The organism is Amphritea atlantica (assembly GCF_024347255.1).
GTDB lineage: Bacteria > Pseudomonadota > Gammaproteobacteria > Pseudomonadales > Balneatricaceae > Amphritea > Amphritea atlantica.
In genome coordinates this window covers 910,839-935,230 of sequence record NZ_AP025284.1, presented here as the reverse complement: position 1 = coordinate 935,230, position 24,392 = coordinate 910,839, and the positions used below count along the sequence as shown (strand labels likewise).

General features: G+C 50.4%; 19 protein-coding genes. 10 read left to right on the top strand and 9 right to left on the bottom strand.

Annotated features, from left to right (window positions below; all coding sequences use genetic code 11):
* The first annotated feature begins 10 nt into the window (after positions 1-10).
* From pdhA to OCU43_RS04190, 6 genes are all read left to right on the top strand, one after another.
* Positions 11-1,099 (top strand): pyruvate dehydrogenase (acetyl-transferring) E1 component subunit alpha, encoded by a 1,089-nt coding sequence (gene pdhA / locus OCU43_RS04215; protein ID WP_091359974.1) that lies wholly within the window; start codon positions 11-13, stop codon positions 1,097-1,099.
* Entirely contained in the window at positions 1,092-2,075 is a 984-nt protein-coding gene (locus OCU43_RS04210) for an alpha-ketoacid dehydrogenase subunit beta (RefSeq protein ID WP_091359975.1), read from the top strand. The genes pdhA and OCU43_RS04210 overlap by 8 nt, the downstream gene beginning before the upstream one ends.
* Positions 2,072-3,187, top strand: coding sequence for a dihydrolipoamide acetyltransferase family protein (locus OCU43_RS04205; RefSeq protein WP_091359976.1), 1,116 nt, complete (start codon positions 2,072-2,074; stop codon positions 3,185-3,187). The genes OCU43_RS04210 and OCU43_RS04205 overlap by 4 nt, the downstream gene beginning before the upstream one ends.
* A 178-nt stretch (positions 3,188-3,365) precedes the next feature.
* Positions 3,366-5,288 (top strand): PrkA family serine protein kinase, encoded by a 1,923-nt coding sequence (locus OCU43_RS04200; RefSeq protein WP_091359978.1) that lies wholly within the window; start codon positions 3,366-3,368, stop codon positions 5,286-5,288.
* Positions 5,289-5,328: 40 nt separating this feature from the next.
* Entirely contained in the window at positions 5,329-6,603 is a 1,275-nt protein-coding gene (locus tag OCU43_RS04195; RefSeq protein WP_091359980.1) for a YeaH/YhbH family protein, read from the top strand.
* 4 nt (positions 6,604-6,607) lie between these two features.
* Positions 6,608-8,125 (top strand): SpoVR family protein, encoded by a 1,518-nt coding sequence (locus OCU43_RS04190; RefSeq protein ID WP_091359981.1) that lies wholly within the window; start codon positions 6,608-6,610, stop codon positions 8,123-8,125.
* Positions 8,126-8,178: 53 nt separating this feature from the next.
* Here OCU43_RS04190 and OCU43_RS04185 read toward each other — a convergent pair whose 3' ends face one another.
* Complete coding sequence (locus tag OCU43_RS04185; RefSeq protein ID WP_217647452.1) at positions 8,179-8,544, bottom strand: histidine triad nucleotide-binding protein; 366 nt, start codon at positions 8,542-8,544, stop codon at positions 8,179-8,181.
* A 1,002-nt stretch (positions 8,545-9,546) separates the two neighbouring features.
* On the opposite strand from OCU43_RS04185, the gene OCU43_RS04180 reads away from it, so the two are divergent.
* The 3 genes from OCU43_RS04180 to OCU43_RS04170 all read left to right on the top strand — a co-directional run bounded on the left by OCU43_RS04180 (position 9,547) and on the right by OCU43_RS04170 (position 14,522).
* Complete coding sequence (locus OCU43_RS04180; RefSeq protein ID WP_091359984.1) at positions 9,547-10,488, top strand: bifunctional enoyl-CoA hydratase/phosphate acetyltransferase; 942 nt, start codon at positions 9,547-9,549, stop codon at positions 10,486-10,488.
* 1 nt (position 10,489) lies between these two features.
* Positions 10,490-11,674, top strand: a complete 1,185-nt coding sequence (locus OCU43_RS04175; RefSeq protein ID WP_091359986.1) for an acetate/propionate family kinase — start codon at positions 10,490-10,492, stop codon at positions 11,672-11,674.
* A 259-nt stretch (positions 11,675-11,933) separates the two neighbouring features.
* Positions 11,934-14,522 (top strand): bifunctional diguanylate cyclase/phosphodiesterase, encoded by a 2,589-nt coding sequence (locus OCU43_RS04170; protein ID WP_091359987.1) that lies wholly within the window; start codon positions 11,934-11,936, stop codon positions 14,520-14,522.
* 118 nt (positions 14,523-14,640) lie between these two features.
* Here OCU43_RS04170 and OCU43_RS04165 read toward each other — a convergent pair whose 3' ends face one another.
* Both OCU43_RS04165 and OCU43_RS04160 read right to left on the bottom strand, forming a co-directional pair.
* Entirely contained in the window at positions 14,641-14,976 is a 336-nt protein-coding gene (locus tag OCU43_RS04165; RefSeq protein WP_091359989.1) for a DUF4144 family protein, read from the bottom strand.
* An 833-nt stretch (positions 14,977-15,809) separates the two neighbouring features.
* Positions 15,810-16,055 (bottom strand): HP1242/YdcH family protein, encoded by a 246-nt coding sequence (locus OCU43_RS04160; protein ID WP_091359992.1) that lies wholly within the window; start codon positions 16,053-16,055, stop codon positions 15,810-15,812.
* A gap of 391 nt (positions 16,056-16,446) precedes the next feature.
* Here OCU43_RS04160 and OCU43_RS04155 point away from each other — a divergent pair, with 391 nt between their 5' ends.
* Positions 16,447-16,725 carry a hypothetical protein gene (locus OCU43_RS04155; RefSeq protein ID WP_091359994.1) on the top strand — a complete coding sequence of 93 codons (279 nt, stop codon included), beginning with the start codon at positions 16,447-16,449 and terminating at the stop codon, positions 16,723-16,725.
* Between the two features lie 383 nt (positions 16,726-17,108).
* Here OCU43_RS04155 and OCU43_RS04150 read toward each other — a convergent pair whose 3' ends face one another.
* From OCU43_RS04150 to OCU43_RS04125, 6 genes are all read right to left on the bottom strand, one after another.
* The gene (locus OCU43_RS04150) at positions 17,109-18,074 is read right to left on the bottom strand and encodes a hypothetical protein (protein WP_091359995.1); all 966 of its coding nucleotides are present in this window, start codon (positions 18,072-18,074) and stop codon (positions 17,109-17,111) included.
* Positions 18,075-18,336: 262 nt separating this feature from the next.
* Positions 18,337-19,077 (bottom strand): 23S rRNA (guanosine(2251)-2'-O)-methyltransferase RlmB, encoded by a 741-nt coding sequence (rlmB, locus tag OCU43_RS04145; RefSeq protein ID WP_091359997.1) that lies wholly within the window; start codon positions 19,075-19,077, stop codon positions 18,337-18,339.
* Positions 19,067-20,113 (bottom strand): ferrochelatase, encoded by a 1,047-nt coding sequence (hemH, locus tag OCU43_RS04140; protein ID WP_091359999.1) that lies wholly within the window; start codon positions 20,111-20,113, stop codon positions 19,067-19,069. Before hemH ends, rlmB begins: the two co-directional genes overlap by 11 nt.
* Positions 20,114-20,228: 115 nt before the next feature.
* Complete coding sequence (adk, locus tag OCU43_RS04135; RefSeq protein WP_091360001.1) at positions 20,229-20,885, bottom strand: adenylate kinase; 657 nt, start codon at positions 20,883-20,885, stop codon at positions 20,229-20,231.
* Positions 20,886-21,295: 410 nt separating this feature from the next.
* The gene (ppc, locus tag OCU43_RS04130) at positions 21,296-23,902 is read right to left on the bottom strand and encodes a phosphoenolpyruvate carboxylase (RefSeq protein WP_091360004.1); all 2,607 of its coding nucleotides are present in this window, start codon (positions 23,900-23,902) and stop codon (positions 21,296-21,298) included.
* Between the two features lie 98 nt (positions 23,903-24,000).
* Entirely contained in the window at positions 24,001-24,387 is a 387-nt protein-coding gene (locus OCU43_RS04125; protein ID WP_091360007.1) for a hypothetical protein, read from the bottom strand.
* Positions 24,388-24,392 lie beyond the last annotated feature (5 nt).

Sequence of the window (24,392 nt, the reverse complement as noted above, 5' to 3'; positions counted from 1 at the left end):
GGAGACTCCTATGGAAACCGTATTTCAGGCGCAGATCAGCTATAACCAGTTTCTTTCTGACGCAGGCGCACCACTGCAAGCGCTGCCCGAATGGGCAGGAAAGCCCGATATCCTGGTGCGTTACTATCGGAATATGGTGCAGTTGCGTCAGTTGGACAACAAAATTATCGCCCTGCAACGTACAGGTCAGATGGGCACCTATGCATCGCTACTGGGCGCAGAAGCGATTGAAGTGGTGCTCGGCGAGCTGATGCTGAGCGATGATGTGCTGGTGCCCTATTATCGCAACCACGGTTTGCAGATGCTCAGAGGCTTACCACTGGAAGATATGCTCAGCTATTGGGGCGGCGATGAGCGGGGCAGTGCCTCTGCAACAATGGCGGAAGATTTTCCCAATGCCGTGCCAATCGCCACTCAGGCATTACATGCTGCCGGAGTCGCAACGGCGATCAGGATTCGGGGAGAAAAACGGGCAGTGGTCACGGTGTGTGGTGATGGAGCCACGTCCAAAGGTGACTTTCTGGAAGCACTGAACGTGGCCGGAGCCTGGCAGTTGCCAGTGGTATTTGTGGTGAACAACAACCAGTGGGCAATCTCTGTCCCCCGTTCGCTTCAGTCCGCAGCCGCCACCCTGGCGCAGAAAGCGATCGGTGCCGGTATCCGCGGTGAGCAGGTGGATGGCAACGATGTCATCGCCCTGCATGAGTCGGTCACCGAAGCGCTGAAACACGCCCGTGAAGGCAAAGGACCGACACTGATCGAAGCGATCAGTTATCGCCTTTCAGACCATACAACGGCTGATGATGCCACCCGTTATCGTAGCAACGAAGAGCTGAAAGCGGCCTGGGAGCGGGAACCGATCAAGCGGCTGCAAACCTTCCTGCATGCGCAGGGATGGTGGGATGAAGTACAGGAGACCGCCTGGCAGAAAGAGGTGGCACAGATCATTCAACAGGGACTGGACAGTTTTCTGCAACGCCCTCCTCAGCCAGTCGAAGATCTGATCGATTATCTCTATGCCGAGCTACCCGATGCATTGAAGGAGCAGCGGGAACGGCTGATCCGCAATGCCCAGCCAGGAGGAAACCATCATGAGTGATGCAATAACTATGGTCGAAGCGGTTAACCTTGCACTGCGCTCTGAGATGCAACGGGACGACTCAGTGATTGTTCTGGGCGAGGATGTCGGCGTCAATGGAGGTGTGTTTCGTGCCACCGTCGGATTACGGGAAACCTTTGGTATCAAACGGGTGCTCGACACCCCACTGGCAGAAACGATGATTGCCGGACTATCGGTCGGTATGGCCGCGCAAGGGCTTAAACCGGTGGCTGAGATTCAGTTTATGGGATTTATATTTCCCACCATGGAACAGATTATCTGTCACGCTGCCCGCTTGCGCCACCGTACCCGGGGCCGTCTGCACTGCCCGATGGTGCTTCGGGTGCCGTTTGGTGGCGGAATCCATGCGCCGGAACACCATTCTGAAAGTACTGAAGCGCTGTTTGCCCATATACCGGGGCTGAGAGTCGTCATTCCCTCTTCGCCGAAACGCGCCTATGGATTACTGTTAGCCGCGATCCGCAACCCTGATCCGGTGATCTTCATGGAACCCAAACGGATCTACCGGCTTAATGCTCAGACTGTTGAAGACAATGGTGAAGCCCTGCCGCTCGACAGCTGTTACACCCTGCGAGAGGGTGCCGATATTACCCTGGTCAGTTGGGGGGCAATGATCAAAGAAACGCTCGAAGCCGCTGACCTGCTGGCGCAACAGGGCGTCAGCTGTGAGGTGATCGATGTGGTCACACTGAACCCGATCGATCATGAAACTATTCTGGCATCGGTAGCTAAAACCGGACGCTGCGTGATCATTCACGAAGCCCCTAAGAGTTGTGCCGTGGGTGCAGAGATTTCAGCCACCCTCGGCGAGCGCGGGCTGCTCAGTCTGCAAGCCCCAGTCGCACGGGTGACCGGATATGACACCATCATGCCTTATTACCGTATGGAAAATCACTACCTGCCTAATACCGCGGATATTGTCGAAGCGGTGACGGCGACACTGGAGTTCTCATGAAATATTTCAAGCTACCCGATCTTGGGGAAGGATTACCCGAAGCTGAAATTGTTGAATGGAAAATCAACGAAGGTGACCAGGTAAAAGCTGATCAGATTCTGGCCACCGTGGAAACCGCAAAAGCGATTATCGAGATCCCTTCGCCCCAGGATGGTGTGATTGCCCATCTGTTTGGTCAGGCCGGCGATACTATCCACACAGGTGAGCCGTTGCTTGAGTTTGCCGGTGAGGAGGATGACAGCGGCACCGTGGTCGGTGAGCTGAAACGGGAAACCAGCAGCGCTGCTGATGATGACTTCTTTATTGGCGCAGCCCCGAGTACCCGGGCACACAGTCAGCAAATGACACCCGCAGTACGCTCACTGGCAAACCGCCTCAATGTCGATACCGAAAACCTTAAGGGCAGTGGTCGTAACGGTCAACTGACCAGCGATGATATTGAGCGCATGGCGAAAACAGATCGTACTCATGGTAAAGCTGCACCATTAAGGGGAGTCCGTAAACAGATGGCCCGAAATATGGCCCTGGCTCATGCCGAGGTGGTTCCGGTAACCCTGCATGAAGATGCCGATATCAACGGCTGGGCAGCAGGGGAAGATATCACCATGCGTCTGATACACGCGATTGCGGCGGGCTGTAAAGCAGAACCAGCACTCAACACCTGGTTTGACGGACAGCAACTGGCACGAAGAGTGCTTTCTCAGATAAACCTGGGTGTTGCCGTGGATACAGAGAAGGGGCTATTTGTTCCAGTGCTACGCGATATAGGCAATCGCAGCCTGGACAATATCCGTGAAGGGCTCAACAGGCTGAGACAGGATGTTATTGAGCGGACCATTCCGCCGTCAGAACTTCAGGGGGGCAGCATTACCCTGAGCAACTTCGGCACCATTGCCGGACGCTATGCCAGCCCGATTGTGGTGCCACCCACGGTAGCCATTCTGGGGGCCGGGGTGATCCGCGATCAGGTAATGCCCGTAGCAGGAGAGATCGCCATACGACGGGTGATGCCGCTCTCTCTGACCTTTGACCATCGCGCAGCAACCGGTGGCGAAGCGGCGCGATTTATGCGAGCAGTCATTAACGATTTAGCCAAGGAATCAATCAGTTAATAAATTTTTTATTCCTCAGAACGAGGATAAAAAATTTATCAGATTTGCTACACGCTGGTTATCCATGAACTAAACTGAATCTAAGAAATAAAGTGAGATGATGTTATGAGCCCTGAGTGAGTTTCGGGCTATTTGCGAAGGTAGCCCAACCGGGTCAGTTATAGCAGGAAGGTGGCATATGAGTATTTTCGAAAAATATAAGGCACGTTACGACTCCAAACAGGAAGAGGAATACTCCCTGCAGGAGTACCTCGAAATTTGTAAAAACGATCCGATGGCCTATGCCAGTGCTGCCGAGCGGCTGCTTGCGGCAATCGGTGAGCCGGAACTGATCGATACCTCTCGGAACCCTCAGCTAAGCAGAATCTTCTCCAACAAGATGATCCGTCGCTACCCGGCTTTCTTCGAGTTCTACGGCATGGAAAATGCGATCGAACAGATCGTAGACTACTTTAAACACGCGGCTCAGGGCCTCGAAGAACGTAAACAGATTCTCTATCTGCTGGGTCCGGTGGGGGGTGGTAAGTCCTCCCTGGCTGAACGTCTGAAAGCACTGATGGAACATATCCCTTTCTACGCCATTAAAGGGTCTCCGATCCATGAGTCACCACTGGGGCTGTTCAACCCCCTCGAGGACGGTGCCATTCTCGAAGAGGAGTACAATATTCCGTTGCGCTACCTTAAAGGTCTGATGTCCCCCTGGGCGGTCAAGCGGCTGCATGAATTCGGAGGGGATATCACTCAGTTCCGGGTGGTGAAACTCTATCCCTCAATTCTCAATCAGATCGCGGTGGCCAAAACGGAACCCGGCGACGAAAACAATCAGGATATCTCCAGCCTGGTCGGTAAAGTTGATATCCGCATGCTGGAAGAGTTTCCACAGCATGACCCGGATGCTTACAGTTTCTCCGGCGCACTCTGCCATGCCAACCAGGGCATGATGGAGTTTGTCGAGATGTTTAAGGCGCCGATTAAGGTGCTGCACCCATTGCTGACCGCCACTCAGGAGGGTAACTACAACAGCACCGAAGGGATGGCAGCCATTCCCTTTGACGGCATCATCATGGCCCACTCAAATGAATCGGAGTGGCAGACATTCAAGAACAACAAAACCAACGAAGCCTTTATCGACCGGGTCTATATCGTCAAGGTTCCGTACTGCATGCGGGTTTCTGAAGAGGTTAAAATCTACGAAAAACTGTTGGAAAACAGCTCCCTTGCCCAGTCACCCTGCGCACCTGATACGCTCAATATGCTGGCGCAGTTTACGGTGCTGTCGCGACTCAAAGAACCGGAAAACTCCAACATCTACTCTAAGATGCGTATCTACAACGGTGAAAACCTGAAAGATACCGACCCGAAAGCCAAGTCGATGCAGGAGTATAAGGACAACGCCGGGGTCGATGAAGGGATGGTCGGAATCTCAACCCGGTTCGCCTTTAAGATTCTGTCCAAAGTGTTCAACTTCGACTCCACGGAGGTTGCCGCCAACCCTGTGCATCTGATGTATGTGCTGGAACAGCAGATCGAACAGCAGCAGTTCCCACAGGAAACCCATGACCGACTGATCGGTTTCCTGAAGGAGTATATCGCTCCGAAATATATCGAGTATCTGGGTAAAGAGATTCAGACCGCCTATCTGGAATCCTATTCTGAGTATGGCCAGAACATCTTTGACCGCTATGTCACCTATGCCGATTTCTGGATTCAGGATCAGGAGTACCGTGACCCTGACACCGGCGATATTCTCAACCGCCAGGCGATCAGCGAAGAGCTGGAAAAAATCGAAAAACCAGCGGGTATCAGCAACCCGAAAGATTTCCGCCACGAAATCGTCAACTTTGTGTTGCGTGCCCGGGCAGAAAATGACGGTAAAAACCCCGCCTGGAACAGCTATGAGAAGATGCGCACTGTGATCGAGAAAAAGATGTTCTCCAACACAGAAGATCTTCTGCCCGTTATCTCCTTCAACCCTAAAGCATCGACTGAGGACCAGAAAAAACACAGTGAGTTTGTGAAACGGATGACCGAGCGCGGTTATACCGAGAAGCAGGTTCGATTACTGTCTGAATGGTACATCAGGGTGCGCAAATCCCAGTAAGGGGGTTTGCCTATGCCGGGTCAGAGCAGGAGAGCGCTGTATGAGCTATATCATCGACCGCCGCCTAAACGCGAAAAAAAAGAGCACCGTTAACCGGCAGCGTTTTCTTCGCCGCTATAAGAAGCATATTAAGCGGGCTGTTGAGGAAGCGGTAAACTCCCGTAGCATCCGTGATATTGATCAGGGAGGCGAGGTCAGTATCCCGAACAAGGATATTTCCGAACCGGTGTTTCATCACGGTGATGGCGGCATCCGTCAGCGGGTTTTTCCAGGTAACAAAGAGTTCGTCGTCGGCGACGAAATTAAACGTCCCGAAGGCGGAGGCGGCGGTGGCTCCGGCCAGGGGCAGGCCAGCAATCAGGGGGAAGGTGAAGATGATTTCACCTTTCAGATTAATCAGGAAGAGTTCCTCGACTTTATGTTCGAAGACCTTGAACTGCCCAACATGATTAAGAAACAGCTGCGCGACGCCACCAGCTTTGAGGTGCGTCGTGCTGGCTTTACCAGTGTAGGCTCACCGGACAAACTCAATGTGGTGCGATCATTACGAGCCGCCAACGCCCGGCGTATCGCCCTTTCGGGTAAAGAGCGCCGCAAAATCCGAGAACTGAAAGCGGAGATCAAAACCCTGGAGGGGTTGCTGCCCAACCAGGAAGCGGTGCTGCAGATAGCGGCCCTGAATGAAGAGATCAAAGCGCTCAACAGACGCATCAAACGGATGCCATTTATCGATGAGTTTGATCTGAAATACAACAACCTGATCCGTACCCCGGTGCCCAGTTCTAAAGCAGTGATGTTTTGCGTGATGGATGTCTCGGGATCGATGACCCAGTCGATCAAGGATATCGCCAAACGCTTCTTTATTCTGCTCTACCTGTTTCTCACCCGCAGCTACAAAAAAATTGAGGTGGTGTTTGTCCGTCATCACACCCATGCCAAGGAGGTGGATGAGGAGGAGTTTTTCTATTCCCGTGAAACCGGTGGCACAATCGTCTCCAGTGCGCTCAACCTGAGCGCAGATATTATTCATGAACGCTACCCTCCCGGTGACTGGAATATCTATGTTGCCCAGGCGTCTGATGGTGATAACTGGGATGGTGATTCCCATGTCTGCCGGGAAATTCTGGAGCAACGCATTCTGCCTCTGGTGCAGTATTTTGCCTATGTTGAGATCACCACCGGGCCACATCAGAATCTCTGGCTGGAGTACGAGCAGATTCGGGAAAAGTTTGGCGAAACCTTTGCTATGCAGACCATCGTTGAACCCTCCGATATCTATCCGGTGTTCAGAAAGCTGTTTGAGAAAAAGGAGTGACCCAATGAAAAAGCATCAACCGATCTCTACCGGGTCAGAATGGACTTTCGAACTGATTCAGCGATATGACCAGGAGATCGCCCGGGTGGCGGAACATTACGGGCTGGATACCTACCCTAATCAGATAGAGATCATCACCTCTGAACAGATGATGGATGCCTACTCCTCTGTCGGCATGCCGCTGAATTACAATCACTGGTCGTTTGGTAAACAGTTTGTCTCCACGGAACAGCAATACAAACGGGGCCAGATGGGGCTGGCCTACGAGATAGTTATCAACTCAAATCCCTGCATCTCTTATCTGATGGAAGAGAATACCATGACCATGCAGGCTCTGGTCATCGCCCACGCCTGTTACGGACATAACTCGTTTTTCAAAGGCAACTACCTGTTCCGCACCTGGACCGATGCCTCCGCTATTATCGATTATCTGCTGTTTGCCAAAAATTATATTGCCAAGTGTGAAGAGCGCCACGGCGTGGATGCTGTAGAACAGATGCTGGACGCCTGCCACGCACTGATGAACTATGGCGTTAACCGTTACCTGCGCCCTCAGCCGATTACCCCTGAAGAGGAGAAAAACCGGTTACTGGACCGCGAAGAGTATATCCAGCGTCACCTTAACCAGCTGTGGAATACTATCCCGAAAAAAGATGAGATAAAGGAGAAGAAAACACCGCGCTTCCCGAAAGACCCGGAAGAGAACCTGCTCTACTTTATTGAGAAGAATGCGCCGCTGCTGGAGCCCTGGCAACGGGAGATTGTCCGCATCGTCAGAAAGATCGCTCAATACTATTACCCCCAGCGTCAGACTCAGGTGATGAATGAGGGGTGGGCCTGCTTCTGGCATTACACCCTGCTACACCATCTGCACGATGAAGGTCTGGTCACCGATGGGTTTATTATGGAGTTTCTCCATTCACACACCAGTGTCATCTACCAGCCACCGTTTGACTCCCCCTACTTCAGCGGCATCAACCCCTACTCACTGGGCTACGGCATGATGCGGGATATCAGACGAATCTGTGAAAACCCTACCGACGAAGACCGCAAATGGTTTCCCGACATCGCCGGCAGCGACTGGAACGAGACACTGCAGCATGCGATGCGCAACTACAAGGATGAAAGCTTTATATTGCAATACCTTTCACCCCATATGATCCGTGAGCTGAAGCTGTTTACTATTACTGACAACTCGGCCCTGAGCACCCTGCAGATCAGCGCTATCCATGATGATGAGGGGTATCAGAAAGTACGGGAGAACCTGGCTGCCAGCTATAACATCGGCAATAGGGAACCCAATATTCAGATCTATAACGTTAATATCAGAGGCGACCGCTCACTGACCCTGCGTCACTATATGCATAATGAACAGCCTCTGGGGGATGACACCGATGAAGTGTTGAAACATCTCCATCAACTATGGGGATTTGACGTTCACCTGGAGTCAGTCTCACCTGATGGACAGATTGTCAACGAACGCCACTGTCCACCAAAGCCCCATGCTGAGGAAGTGGCCTGACACGTCCCCCAGATAGATAAAACCGCTCATTAAGAGCGGTTTTTTTTATAACGTCATACCGGCGTTTTGAGCTTTTCCTGATAGGGAGGCCAGCCCATCGGTTTACCCCCCAGCAAGTGCAGGTGGATATGGTAAACCGTCTGACCGCCGTGGCTGTTACAGTTAAACACGGTACGATAGCCGTCCGTATCAAACCCTTGCTGTTGCGCAATCTTCCCGGCCACCATCACCATATGCCCCACCAGGTCACAGTCTTCTGTGTTGATATCATTCAGCGTAGCGATATGTTTACGGGGAATAATCAGGGCGTGGGTCGGTGCCTGGGGGTTGATATCATTAAAAGCGATAACCCGATCATCCTCATAGATAATATCCGCTGGAATCTCGTTATTCAGAATTTTACAAAACAGACAGTCCATCATCCCACCTTCATCTTATCAACGTTTCAGGAATTACACCGCAGCGCTTCCCGGATAGCAAGTATCCGGGAACAGAACGTCGCTGAGCGACTCACTAGACGACACTTCGTGTCTTGCTAGTGGTTAGACGTAAAACTTCGTTTTACTTGCTAGAAAAAGCAAAGATAAGCACATAAAGCCTAACTCGTCCTTTTTCCAAAAAGCCTCTAAAGCGGTGGCCAGTTTTACTTGACCACTACAGTTATTGGCATACCAACCAACGAGCGCACATAGAAATGAAGGGAATCACCGTAATGGAAGGATTGCTTGAACTCCAGATCGAAAGATTCTCTTCTTACTGGATGTCCCTTTTTGTTGACCTCAATCTTGAATCTATCCATGCCCGCTGTGTACCTTGTAAGGCTAACAACTTTATTCGTAAGCCCTGCAAGGTTCTAAAGCTTGCAAGCTCTGCAACCTTACAAGGTACGTTATAATCCAGAGACGGGTAAAATATGTATCGTAGAAGTCGTCAATACCAGGAGTATGTGACTAAGTATGCAAAGACAAGGGCTGCCAGAGAGGGAAAAAGGATCAATGGTACTCATCCTTGATATCCACCTGAACTGTCTTGAGTGCCTGGCCGAACTACACAGCCAATCAAAATCACAGACTACGATTCGGGTACTCCCACCCATCGAGCTTCACTTTATCCTAATAGCCCAATAATGACTACAGTTGCTGTTTTTCTGTGATTTTTCTAGCAAGGAAACGAAGTTTCCGTCTAACCACTAGCAGTCGCGCAGCGACGTTCTAGCCCCTATTAAATTTCGCAAGTACGATATATCAGTTAATCATCGATTTACACAAAAACTACTCATTTTAACTAACCTGCATGTTGCACTGCGTCATAAGAAGTTCATACTCTTATCATAGAGTAAATGCTAAGGCCGATAGCGCCTGTTATATAGGTTAGAGCGCGGTGCCCCGGGTTTCCAACCGCCGAATAGCTGGAGCAGTATAATGATTCTTTCAGAAAAGCCCCCCATCCATAACCAACTGGAATTCTTTATTGATGAAGCGGTTAAGGCTCGTCCGGTCATCACTGCCGTAGTACACCCAGTTGAACATAACGGCCTGATGGGCGCCATCGAGGCCGCTGAACGCGGTCTGATCGTACCTATTCTGGTGGGACCTGCGGCTAAAATACAGGCGGCTGCTGATAAGTATGAACTGAATATTGACGACTATGAACTGATCGATGTTGAGCACAGCCACGCTGCAGCAGAGCAGGCCGTTGGACTGATACGCGAAGCCCGGGCGGAAACCCTGATGAAGGGAGACCTGAGTACATCAGAGCTGCTCAGTGCAGTGATACACAAAACTCTGGGGATACGCACTGAACGGCGGCAAAGCCATATCTTTGTACTGGACGTTCCCAACTATCATAAACCCTTGATGATTACCGATGCGGCTATCAATGTTGCCCCGGACCTGCTGACCAAACGGGATATCGTGCAGAACGCAATCGACTTCTGCCACGCACTGGGTATGAAGGAGCCTAAAGTGGCCATTCTTGCAGCAGTCGAGAAAGTGAAGCCGACAATGCAGAGCACCATCGATGCTGCCGCACTGTGCAAAATGGCCGACCGGGGACAGATCACCGGCGCTATTCTTGATGGTCCGCTGGCCTTTGATAATGCGATATCCCTGCAGGCCGCTATTGATAAGCATATCTCATCGCCGGTATCCGGCGACGCTGATATTCTTCTGGCACCCGACCTGGAATCAGCCAATATGATCGCTAAGCAGCTTATTTACCTTGCGGATGCCAAATCTGCGGGTATCGCCCTGGGTGCCCGTGCACCGATCATACTTAACAGTCGTTCTGACGGGACTCTGGCCCGCCTGGCATCCTGTGCCCTGGCATCCCACATGGTTCTGCATCCTCAAGGAGTGAAATAAGATGGGTCTGGTTCTGACAGTTAATGGCGGTTCTTCCAGCCTGAAATGCGCGCTGTTTGCCCGCCACGAAAAGAAAGTGGAACCCCTGTATCAGTTCAAGCTGGGGAATATCCTTAACACGCCGGTCATGAAAGTATTCTCCAGTGAGGGAAAAACACTGGAAAAGGTCGAACCCGACATGACCTCCATCGAGATTGATGATCGCCATCAGGCGTGCCTCGATCTGGTGATACAGTGGGTGCGTAAACAGTTACCCGATAGCCAGATCAGCGCTTTTGGCCACCGGGTGGTCCATGGCGCAGAGGCGTTCAGCGATCCGGTCATGATTACGCCAGACATCATGAAGTCACTGGAAGAACTGATTCCGCTGGCTCCACTGCATCAGCCCTATAACCTGAAACTGATCCGTGCCTGTCAGCAACTGGAGCCGGAGCTGCCACAGATCGCCTGCTTCGACACCATGTTCCATATCGGCCAGCCACAGGTGGAACGCCACTACGCCATTCCCCGCAAATACACTGAAGCCGGGATCCATCGATATGGTTTTCATGGTCTGTCCTACGAATATATTCAGCGCACCCTGGAGAAAATCGGCAAAGGGGCGGAAAGTGACAACACCATTATCTGCCATCTCGGCGCGGGTGCCAGCATGTGCGCTGTCAAACAGGGCAGATCGATCGCCTCCTCTATGGGCTTTACTGCGGTAGACGGCCTGCCGATGGGCAGCCGTACCGGCAATATCGATCCCGGTGTACTGCTCTATCTGCAACGCCACTATGGAATGGATGCCGACCAGTTGGAAAACTTCCTCTACAAAGAGAGCGGCTGGCTGGGAGTCTCTGGTATCAGCTCCGATATGATAGCGCTGGAACAATCCGGCAAACCGGAAGCGGAAGAGGCGATCGCCATGTTCGCCTATCGTGCTGCCCTGGAGATCGGTCGACTGAGCGCTGCTCTACAGGGTTTAGATCAGTTGGTTTTCACTGGCGGTGTGGGTGAAAATGACAGCAAACTGCGCAAGCGTATCTGTGATCAGTTGGAGTGGCTGGGAGTCAAACTCAACAAAAGCGCCAATAAAGAGGGCGAAGCGATTATCAGCAAGGCCAGCGCTAAAGTTATTGTTCGGGTTATTCCCACCAATGAAGAGGCGATGATCGCCCTGCATGCACAGGAGGTGTTGGGTTAGATAGTAGCTAGACGTTGCTTCGCAACTTGCTAGTGGTTAGTGGCTAGAAAAAACGTAAAAAAGAGAGCCTTTGGTTCTCTTTTTTTATCGCGAAAATACATTTCGCCAGTCTCACCAAAATGCTCACACCCAAAGCGACAAAACGTCTCTGATATTGTAGATTTAAATCTGGGAAGCCTGTGTAAATTTGATCTCTTCTTTCATCGTTGGTTTTCCCTGCACTCCTGTTTTTCCCTGATAAATCATTAAGGATAGGACGTTGAATAATAGCCGCTTAAGACAACCGATTACATTCAGCGTCGTTGGCTATTTTCTTGCAACCATTGCGGTGTTTATTCTGGCCTGCGGCTTTATTGGTTATCTGTGGATCAGCAATCAATATCAATACCTTGAGCGGGATGGCGAACATTTTGCGCAAGAGTATCTCGCTTTGCAGAAACAGGAGATTGAAGCCCGGGTTCACTCGATAAAACACTACCTGCAGAGTGAGAACAAGCTGGCGAATAATAAACTCAAAACAGAACTGCAACAGAGAGTTGACCAGGCCTATCAAATAGCTGAATCGATCTACCTCAGCCAGCAGGGCAAAAACTCTGACGCTGATATTAAGAATATGATTTACGCGGCGCTACGCGATCTCAGATTTAATCAGGACAGAGGCTACTACTTTATCTATACACTTGACGGCGTGGTTAATCTCTATCCACCCGATCCCTCCTTAGAAACAAAACATTACACCGACGCATTCCCCCAGGAGGGCCAGGATTCAATTCGACAGATAATCACGCTTTTACACAACCAACAAGAGGGGTTTGTCAGTTACCAATGGCTATTACCCGATGGCAAGAAGTCGCTGAACAAATACAGTTATCTCAGACTATTCAAACCTTATAACCTCGTGATCGGAACCGGTGATTACCTGGAACTGTACGAAAAACAACTTAAAGATGAAGTTTATCAACGCATTGCCAATATCTCTTTCGGGCCGGATAAAGAGGGTTACTATTTTATAAACTCCTACGATGGCGACCTTTATGTCACCAATGGTGAATATCATGCTGGCCAGAAAAACATCTGGGATACCGTCGATGCCAGGGGAACCAAAGTTGTTCAGGAGAACTCCCGATTAGCCCAGCAGCACCCGGAAGGCACTTTCAGTACCTATGTGTGGGAGAAAAACAGCGGCGAAGAGTCAGAGAAAGTATCTTTCATTCTGGGAGTGGATGAGTGGAAAATATTCATCGGCACCGGTTTTTACACCGACACAGTCAAAAACAAGATTGCCCTGCATGTTGATGCCCGTAAAAAAGAGTTTGAACAGGGAGTCTTCGATACGCTGAAAATTATCCTGGTCACCATGGCCATTATTGGCTTCCTGCTCTATTTCATGATGCGCAAGCTATCACAGAACCTAAAGGTATTCCGTTCCAACCTTGAAAGATCCGTCGACACCCTGACCCACCTGAACCCTGAAGAGATCCACTTTAATGAGTTCAGGCTGGTCAGTGACAGTGTCAACAAAATGATCTCCGGACTAAACCAGCGATCGGCAGAACTGCGCCACAGCACCCTGCATGACCACCTCACCGCTCTGCCGAATCGGCGCTATGTCTGGCAGCAGTTAAAAGAGATGCTCGACCGATCTCAGGGGCAGCCTCTGAATGCAGCACTGATGTTTATCGACCTTGATCATTTTAAAGAGATTAACGATACCCTGGGACATAGCGCAGGCGATGAGTTATTACGCCAGGTCTCTGAACGGTTCACTCAGGTGCTACGAAGCGATGATCTGGTTGCGCGACTGGGGGGCGACGAGTTTACCGTGATTACCGGCCTGTTACGCGATGATGAAGCTGAAACAATCGCCCGTAAACTACTCGGTGAGCTACAGCGTCCCTTTGAGATTCAGACACATGCGTTTCGTATTACCGCCAGTATAGGTATCTGCCTGTTCCCTAAAGATGCCAGCACTCCTGACATGATTCTGCGCAATGGCGATTCAGCCATGTATCAGGCAAAACGCAACGGCAGAAATGGCTTCTGCTTCTACGACTCATCGATGACCGAAGCCGCCTCCAAGCGATTTAATCTCCTGGAGCAGCTGAATCAGGCACTCAAAAACGATCAGTTTGAACTCTATTATCAACCACAGGTAAACACTGAAACAGGCAGGATTGTCGCGGCTGAAGCCCTGATTCGCTGGAATCACCCAGAAAGGGGGCTACTAGCACCCGATCAGTTCATCCCCTACGCCGAAGAAAGTGGCCTCATCGCCCCTATCGGCCGATGGGTAATCGAACAGGCCCTCCGGGATATAAGCCGCTGGCACGCAATGGGCTACACCCTGCCAAAGGTCGCGGTTAACTTTTCAACGCAGCAGATCAGCGATCTGATCGTGGCTGAAGTGGCTGAAATACTCCAGTGTTCCGACGCCGATGCCTCCAGTATCGAGTTTGAAATTACAGAAAGCGCGCTGATGGAAAACCCGGAGCTATCACGTAAAGTGTTGCAGGCACTCCATCAGATGGGCATCAGCCTGTCAATTGACGACTTCGGACAGGGGTACTCCTCTCTGAGTTATCTGAAACAGTTCCCCATCAGCAAACTGAAAATTGACCGCGCATTCATTCGTGATCTTGAGGTCGACGAAAACGACAGAGCGATCACCCGCGCGATCATAGCCCTGGGCAAAAGCCTGAAAATGACCGTGATTGCCGAAGGTGTTGAAACTGAAAACCAACTGCAATTTCTCAAAGAGGAACAGTGCGAGGAACTGCAGGGGTATCTGTTTTCCAGGCCGGTGCCGGAGGAAGAGTTTCGGCGGTTGATGGAAAAGAGCAGTGGCTAGACCGCCGCTTCGCGGCTAGCGAGTGGCTAGACGGAAAACTTCGTTTTCCTTGCTAGAAAAGACAAGAGCAAGAAAGCATTTGGTCACTGCTTGAGAGGGGTATTTATTAACACACTTGTTACTTTTCCTCGAACTTACCAACAACAGCAACACCTTCAGAAATGGTGCTGATAGAAAATTTAGAAACACAACACTCTCCGATGGCTGAAAAATGTTCTTTAATAATTTCGAGGATCTCTTCTTTGTTAAAGCTTCCGCCGGTAGCCCTGGGTTTGATGCAATCCGCCTCCCTTTTATCCAGGGCATATATCACCCCTTCAGAGTCGATCAGAGCATCACCCTCTTCATAAGAGAAGAAGTGAAGATCTGCATCACATTCCCATTCTGATAAACCAGAGACGAACGTAAGCTCACTGTCGCCTTCGTATTTAATGATCGCAGGCCATCGAACCATTTTGTGTCCTTATGATAAATAACGCCCGTATCTACGGACGACGTGAGCAGAAAGGAGTTCCGAAAGCCTACGCTTGTTATAGCTTAGTTCCAGCGCTGATAATTGCGACAAAGAACAAAGCCCCAAGAATATACTGCGTATATCTTCTGTAAGACGCGTATTTATTAAGCTCACTATCACTTAACTCTTCCCATTGCTTCTTTGCCATAAACTCAGAGTACTTCGTAGCTAAGTTATTTGGGCTAAGATCACGGATAATTAATTTGGTAGATATAGGATACTTCGTGAACACTCCAGGTTTCCCGAGATCGCTATATAGTTGAGTGTGATTATTTTTCAGGCGCGCTAAAAATTTACAATGAAAGTGAAAACCAATGACTACGAATAATATGCCAACTGCCCAGAAAGTTAAAAAGACCATGTTCCCTCAAGATCCAAAACAACTTCATTGATACGACCTTACAACGCTCTGTAGCTTGCAAGCCTGATCGTTTTACAAGTTCTGCTGTGATAAAAACGGCAGCTACTGCATTCTCGTCTCTGATTATGAGTAGGCTCATTGATCAGCGTGTTTATCTAGCCTTGGCTAAACGTTCTATAAACTGAGTGTGCAACAAAGTGCTGTGCAAGGCAATTGCTGAGCCGGTTTAGGAAATAAGAGCAATCGCCGTGAGGTTCCCAGAGGGCATGCCAACGCTGCTCGTACAAAAGCACCCGCTTTTTCTAGCGAGTCACGAAGTGACGTTCTGGCAAGTGGCGTAGCCACGTCTAGCGAGTATCGCGAAGCGATACGGTCTGGCAGCTGCGAAGCAGCGTTCTTAGCGCTATCGCCGTTAATGCCGCGCTTCAACCAGCCGTCGGTAGAGGGCATCCTTGAGCTCAGATCGTTCCTGCTTCAGCTGATGCATTGACAGATCATCGATAGGGGAGTTATTCATCTCCAGCACCCGGATCTGCTTATCGAGGGATTGGTAATAACGGTTCTCTTTAGCAAAACGTTCGTCAGACTCTTTCAGTTGATCGATAACATCCTCATAATCAGGGAAATCATGTGCTAAAGAGTGCTCTTCACCTAACATTTGAAGTACCTCCTGTCGGTTTCTCAGTTCATTGTCGTTCTTACCACTATGGCTATTAACTTTTTAGTCAAAAAACCGCGATTCTTCCACTAATTCGCTGAAATAGCGGTGGGCAAGCTAGCAATGGGGCGTTCTTTTAGGTGACGCTACTACCTACCACTGTATTCCCAATAAGCTTGATGCGTTGAAGGACACAACACCTGCAGATGTTATGGTAAGGTTTATGGGCACACACTTGTCGAGTGTTGAACACTCCACTCTGTACTCTTTACTATCGACAAACTACGGAAATATTATTTTTCCTTTTTTCAAAGCCTTACTTATTCATAATGGATAATCTCGTTGCCAGAATACAAAAAAAGATCACGTATTATCAAAAAGGTTCTGATCAGTGAATAAGCCGGACTTTCCAGAGTGGGTCATTAAGCTTATTATCATGGTTGCCCTGCCTGCAGCGACCTGCTTTGGACTCTACTCAGTTGCTTATCTGGATAGTGACAGAGATATCTTCACACTGCCGGTTATACTCTCCTACCCTGTTGCCCTACTCGGCATAGCGGGCACTTATAAAACACTGATCTCACCTGCCAAGCATCACCTTAAGCTAGCATTCTGGATTGCCTGCATTGTCGTTCCGGTAATGATACAGATAGCAGTGAGATCAACCTGAGAACAGTCTGTGGCGCAGTTGACAGAATAAGTCGCTTATCGCCGCGGGGGATCCAGTGGGCATGCCAACACGTCTCCCACAAATCTGCGCCCGCTTTTTCTAGCGAGTCACGCAGTGACGTTCTAGCTAGTGTCGCGAAGCGATAGGGTCTTACGCTCTGCGCGCCGCTTTTCCTAGCGAGTCACGAAGTGACGTTCTGGCAAGCGACGCAGACGCGTCTTTTTTCCTAGCAAGGGAAGCGATTAATGGTCTTGCAAGCTGCTCAGTAGCCCTCTTAAGGTTCGGTTAAGTTGATATCTTTGAGTACATTCTTCCGATGTAACCGCATCTGGAAAATCATGCATCGAATAGCCTTCTCACTCGATCTATAAACACAAAGAATTTCAAGAATATTTTTCTTTCATCGCTTTCAGCACATTATATAAATCTAAAGTCTTTATCTGAGTTGAACCTGAGGCAATTTCACAATTATCACGCCCCGATATGATCAATACAATAGGTTCCTTTGCTGAACTAAATCTCCCATTAAGGCTAAAATAAATCTGCTCTATCTCAGACCATCTAATCGGCTCATTTGAATATTTATAAACAATAATCCCATCTTTACTAACTTTAGCGATGTCATTAAAAATAGACTTTAATTTATATGCATATTTATAAGTCTTTAAGAGACCAAGAAATATCAGTGGGGAAAATGTTACAGCCAAGATAAGGCCAAACTTATTAAATAAAAAAATGTATCCCAAGCCACACACCAAAAAAACCATAGCCATTAAATATAAAAAATCAATCCGACTAGCCTTAACCAAAAATACATCACCATTTATATCATCCAAATATCCACTAATAAAAATCTTATTCTTAAAATCAATATAGACATGATAAACACCAACAAAAAACATTAAGAGAAAAAGTGTTAATAAAAAATAATCATAGTTGATACCCTCTCGATAGTTAAGCATTAACTCCGACGGCTTCAATATTTCTATATAGCTTCCATCTGTTAACGTCTCTATTTTGCAGATCTGATCTCTATAATTAATACCAACTCGGATCTCTTCTCCCAAGTGCCGATATTTCAATCTCCATATAGTATTATGCGGTAACCAATGATCATACTCAGTTCGATAAACAGTATTACCATCACTATTAACCAACTTTAGTTTAACTAAATTTACAGCTCTATGGCGACGTTCCTCCTGAATATCGATTAACGTATAGTTTTTATAGTCCAGGTCGCTTTCATCATAATCTGCCGGTATTTTCATCCATAGCGTATATATCCATGGACCGCAGAGAGCAACAATCACAAGAAACTGAAAAACAGACTTTAAAAAAAGAGAGATCAACTTTTGACATCCTGTCACTAAAATTCACTGATTCGATAACGTACCAGAGGGAGCGATATTCTTGCAAGTGACAACTCGTATCGCCAAGCGATGCGGGTCTTGCGCTCTGCGCGGTTTATCGCCGTGAGGTACCCAGAGGGCATGCCATCGCGCCTCCTACAAAACCTCCCCGCTTTTTCTAGCGAGTCACGCAGTGACGTTCTGGCAAGTGGCGAAGCCACGTCTAACAACTAGCAAGCGCAGCGTTCTGGACAAAGAAAAGCTACGCTTTTCTTTGTCTTACCGCTTCAAACAGACACACCCCTGTCGCCACCGATACGTTCAGCGAGGAGACCTCCCCTGCCATATCGATTTTTACCAGGAAATCGCAGTGTTCACGGGTGAGGCGGCGCATCCCCTGGCCTTCGGCGCCCATCACCAGGGCCATTGGGCCTTTCAGGTCGGCATCGTAGATCAGGGTGTCCGCTTCGCCAGCGGTGCCGGTAATCCAGACTCCCCGCTGTTGAAGATCTTTCAGGGTGCGGGCCAGGTTGGTCACCAGCACATAGGGGATGACTTCAGCGGCACCGCAGGCCACTTTGCTGGCGGTGGCATTCAACGGGGCTGATTTGTCTTTCGGCGCGATCACCGCGTGGACACCAGCGGCATCCGCGGTACGCAAGCAGGCGCCCAGATTGTGGGGGTCCGTGACGCCATCCAGCACCAGCAGAAACGCGGGCTCTTCCAGCTTATCGAGCATCGCCTCAAGAAACTGTTCGTTCTTCGCCTGAATCGGTTCGCAGGCGACCACAACCCCCTGATGTACTCCGTCCTGCGCCATATTGTCCAGCTCTTTACGGCTGACCCACTCGACAGTGATCTTTTTCTCTGCCGCCAGATCCAGTAGTTTCTGCATCCGGGCATCGACACGCCCTTTCAGAACCCACATCCCTTTAACCCGCTTGCTGTCTCGTTGCAGGGTGGTGGTAGCCGCGTGGATACCGAAGATATATTCAGGACGCATTCTCTGTCTCATTCTGTTCGTTACTGTTACAGGTCTGACAAACCCAGCCGCAACTATTCTGTTTTACCAGTGCCACCAGCAGGCGGATCATCCCGGGGTCGGCGTTCAGTGCCGGGATATACTGATACTGCTCACCTCCAGCCTGCATGAACACATCCCTGTTTTCCACGGCGATCTCTTCCAGGGTTTCCAGACAATCAGCAGAGAAGGCGGGACAGATGATCTCAACCTGTTTTGTACCGCTATTAGCAAGTTTCTCAAGGGTTTTATCGGTGTAGGGCTGCAGCCAGGCTTTAGGACCAAAACGGGACTGAAAGGTGGTCTGCCACTGTCCGTCACTCAGGCCCAGCTCTGTTGCCAGCAGTTCAGAGGTGCGATAACAGTGTTCCGGATAGGGATCACCCTTATCGGCATACTCCTGAGGAATGCCATGATAGGAGAGCACCAGTTTACCACTCTCAGGATGCTCTGCGCGGAAGGCCTTAACCGAATCTGCCAGAGCGCGGATATAGAGCGGATGATCATGATAATCATGAACCACCCGGATATCGGGAAAATTGCGGGTCTTCAGCTGAAAACGGGCGATCTGGTCATAGATCGGTGCGGTAGTGGTTGCCGAGTACTGGGGATAGAGTGGCAGCACCAGAATCTTGCTGTAACCCGACTCCGTCAGCTCTTCCAGGCGCGCCGTCAGCCCCGGATTGCCATAGGTCATGGCGGAAAAAACCTGCATATCCTGATCCGGTATCGTTTGTTGCAGCGCCAGTTGCAGCGCGGCCACCTGCTGATTGAGTATCAGCCGCAGGGGGGAATCCTGATCCCAGATCGATGCATACAATTTTGCCACCTTACGGGGACGGAAGGTCAGGATAATAGCGTTGAGCACCGTTAACCAGATCAGCCGCATCACCCCATCGCCCTCTACCACCCGGCGATCTGAGAGAAATTCTTTAAGATAGCGACGCACCGCGGCAGGAGTGGGTTGATCCGGTGAACCTAAATTAACCAGCAGTATTGCGGTTTTGGGGAGAGACATCTATCTATTTCCGATTACAGGCAAAGCGCTATTATCGCGGAATAACCGGCAATAAAAAACCGCTGTTTTGATTCAGGGATCAAAGCAACGGTTTTTTTATATTCACACCAACGGCTTATTTTTCCAGAGACGCAAATACCGCATCACGGATATCTTCAACGCTGCCGACACCGGGAATATAGCTGTATTTAGGTGCATCAGCAGGCGACTCTTCAGCCCAACCTTTGTAATAGGTGATCAGCGGTGCGGTCTGTTCATGGTACACATCCAGACGCTGACGAACCGTCTCCTCTTTATCATCTTCACGCTGCACCAGGTCTTCACCGGTGACATCATCTTTACCTTCGACAGCAGGCGGGTTGAAGATAACGTGATAGGTGCGGCCGGAACCCGGATGAACACGACGGCCAGCCATCCGCTTGATGATTTCATCGTCAGCAACATCGATCTCAACAACCGCATCGATAGCCACACCGGCATCCTTCATCGCATCAGCCTGAGGGATGGTGCGTGGAAATCCGTCAAACAGAGCGCCGTTAGCGCAATCAGCTTCAGTGATACGCTCTTTTACCAGACCAATAATAATCTCATCAGACACCAGACCACCGGCATCCATGACTTTTTTAGCTTCGATACCCAGAGGGGTACCCGCTTTTACCGCAGCACGCAGCATATCGCCGGTGGAGATCTGGGGAATACCGTACTTTTCGCAGATGTACTGAGCCTGGGTACCTTTACCGGCACCCGGTGCACCCAAAAGAATAATTCGCATGTAAGGATTGCTCCGTTTCTAATTTTATAATGTAAAATCTTGAAGCCGGCCGTTCATTAGATAACCACCGGCTGAAATTTTTCTGAGTGGCAATATGTCACAATATCGTTCTATGCCTGCTACTCACAATTGGACATTCGGCCTACTACCAATTTCTAATTCTACCAATTGCAGGAGACAATTTTTCTGCATTGTAATATTTACTACACAATGTCGTGAAAAACGAACGCTCGAGGTTAGTCAAAACCGGCTAAGGTAGCAACCCCCTAAAAGGATAACATCTGCTTTTGTTGACCGAAGTTATCAAAACCTCATGCCAGCGATACCCCGGCTTACGGGGCATCGCCGCCATTCGTCCCCCCACCTGAGCAAAGCGTCCCTGTCCTTGCCTGAGCAGGCCCACTCAGCGTTTATCCGGTATTGCGCATACCCGCCGAGATACCAGCCATGGTAATCATCAGCGCCTGTTCAAGCCGGGCATCCGGGTGATTGCGGTCGCGATAGAGCAGTTCTGCCTGCAGAAAGTGCAATGGATCGATATAGGGGTTGCGCACCTCAATCGACTGACGGATCACCGGACTATGCTCCAGCAGCGTCTCCTGTTGCTTAATCTTTTTCACCAGTTCAATGGTCTTCGCCAGGCGACAGCGCAGATCGGCCCCCAGCACCGCCAGTTCTTCAGACACCAGCCGTTTTTCATAGTAAGCGGCTATGTTGGCATCTGCCTTGGCCATCACCATCTCCAGCATATCCATATAGGAGCGGAAGAACGGCCAGTCCCTGCGCATCGTCTGCACCAGTTCAAACTGACCTTTATCCAGTGTCTGCTGCAGGGCGACATCACTGCCCAGCCAGGCTGGCAACATCAGGCGGATCTGTGTCCAGGCAAAGATCCAGGGGATCGCCCGCAGGCTTTCAACACCCCCATCCGCCTTACGTTTCGCCGGACGACTGCCCAGAGGTAGTTTTGCCAGCTCCTGCTCCGGGGTTGCCGAGCGGAAATAGGGGACAAACTGAGGATCAAAGCGTACCACATCGCGATAGGCGGTCAGGCCTGCCAGCGACATCTCATCCATCAACTGGCGCCACTCGGGTCTCGGCCCGGGAGCCGGCGCCAGAGTTGCCTCCAGGGTCGCCGAGGTATACAGCTCGAGATTTCGTACCGCAATCTCCGGCACACCAAACTTGAACCGGATCATCTCACCCTGCTCAGTCACCCGCAGACTGCCGGCCACAGACCCAGGGGGCTGTGCCAGAATCGCCGTATGGCTGGGGCCGCCACCACGACCAACCGTGCCGCCACGGCCGTGAAACAGCGTCAGGTGAACACCGTATTCCTGACATACACTGGTCAGCGCTTCCTGAGCCCGATACTGCCCCCAGGCCGCCGCCAACTGCCCTGCATCCTTCGATGAGTCGGAATAACCGATCATGACTTCCTGGTGCCCCCCGGTGTAATCTCTGTACCAGGGGATAGCCAGCAACTGACGGATACAGTTTTCAGCGTTATCCAGGTCGTCCAACGTTTCAAACAGCGGCGCTACCCGCATATTATGATGGATACCGCTCTCTTTCAGCAGCAGGATAACCGCCAATACATCCGATGGCTGACTGGCCATGGAGATAACATAGGATCCCAGAGAGTTCGGTTCTTCCCGGGCGACCACGCTAAAGGTATCCAGTACCTCCTGAACATTCTCCGAGGGAGACCACTCGCGGGGCAACAGAGGACGCTTCTCCTGTAACTCCTTCAGCAGAAACATCTGCTTATTGGTTTCACTCCACTCGCTGTAACAACCGATACCGTAAAAGCCCGTCAGCTCGTCCATCACCTCTGCATGACGATCAGAATTCTGGCGAATATCCAGATTCACCAGAGTCATACCAAAGCACGCCACCCGCCGTATCGTATCACTCAGCAAACCATCAGCAATCACACTCATATGACAGCTGCGCAACGAGGCATCGATCAGTAACAGGGGTTCCAGCAGTTGCCGGGGATAGATATACACCCCCTCTTTTTCCACCGGTCGCCCCTCAAGACGCTCAGTGGTCCAGCGCTTGGTTTGCGTCAGATGGGTGCATACCGTACGCAACAGTTCACGGTAGGGCTCAGGATGATCACCCACCCGCTCGCGCAACTCCGCACTACACTCATTCATCGATAGCTCACTGCGCAAGCGGTCAATATCTTTGATATACAGATCAGCCGCCATCCAGCGGGACAGCAATAAGACTTTCTCGGTGGTCACGGAGGTAACATTAGGGTTGCCATCACGGTCGCCCCCCATCCAGGAGGCAAACCGCACCGGCGAGCTGCTCAGTGGCAGATGTTCACCGGTCGCATCAAACAGTTGCTTATCGATATGCCGCAGGAATACCGGCACCGCCTCCCAAAGGGAGTTTTCAATCACCGCAAATCCCCACTTCGCTTCATCCACTGGCGTCGGTCTCTGCTTGCGGATGGCGTCTGTGTGCCAGGCCTGGCTGATCAGTTCATGCAGCCGGTGATACAGGTCTTCTCCCCGATCGATCCTTTGCAGGCATTCGGTAATGGCATCAAACTTCTGGATCAGCGTGCGCCGGTTAACCTCGGTTGGATGGGCTGTCAGAACCAGCTCAACATCCATATCCCGCACCGCTGCTGCGATCTGCTCTTTTGATAAACCCTGCTGTTGCAACCGGCCGAGCAGGCCACAGAATGAGTCACTGGTACAGACATCCATAATACCTGAACGACGACGCACCCGATGATGTTCCTCAGCGATATTGGACAGGTTGAGAAATTGAGTAAAGGCTCTGGCTACCGGCAGAAGATCATCATCCCCCAGCTCACTGAGGGTTTTAAGCAGTTCATCATCGACAGGCTTGCCCGATGATCTGGCCGCCTTGGAAAGCGCCCGGATCTTTTCAATTTTATCAAGAAACAGCTGGCCTTTATGCTCAACAATGGTCTGTCCCAGACAGTCACCGAGCATCCGGACATCGTCCCTCAGGTCTTCATGAAGCGTTGTCATTCAGTGTCCCCTGTCATCTCTGCGAAGTTCTATTGATACTACATAGTTTGTGCAAAGCACAAATACTATCTTAGTCTCAGTTCGTCAGCGCCAACGTCTTAAAGACCGGTTAACTGCTGCAGTTTCTTCAGGGCTATTTCAACAGTATGCTCATTGGAGTAGCGAATCTCGACCTCCGGCACAGGTGCACCCTCAAGTAACAGGGCGATGCGAAAGTCGGTTTCAACTTCTGCGCCGGAACGGAAACGGATCTCTGCGTCTTTTAGCTGATCGAAGCTGAGACGCAGATATCCACTCGGCACCAGGACCGCCACCTGACGCTGGGAGGTACTGACCAGCAGACCGGGATTGCCTTTAAGATCATCAGAGATCTGGAATCCGGCGCTGACCAGCTGTTTGCGCTGCCCATCGATGCGCTGGTAGTTCCAGTACCCCAGCCCAGCCATGACAATCAGCGCGACAATAAACCATTGAAATGATCCCATCGATT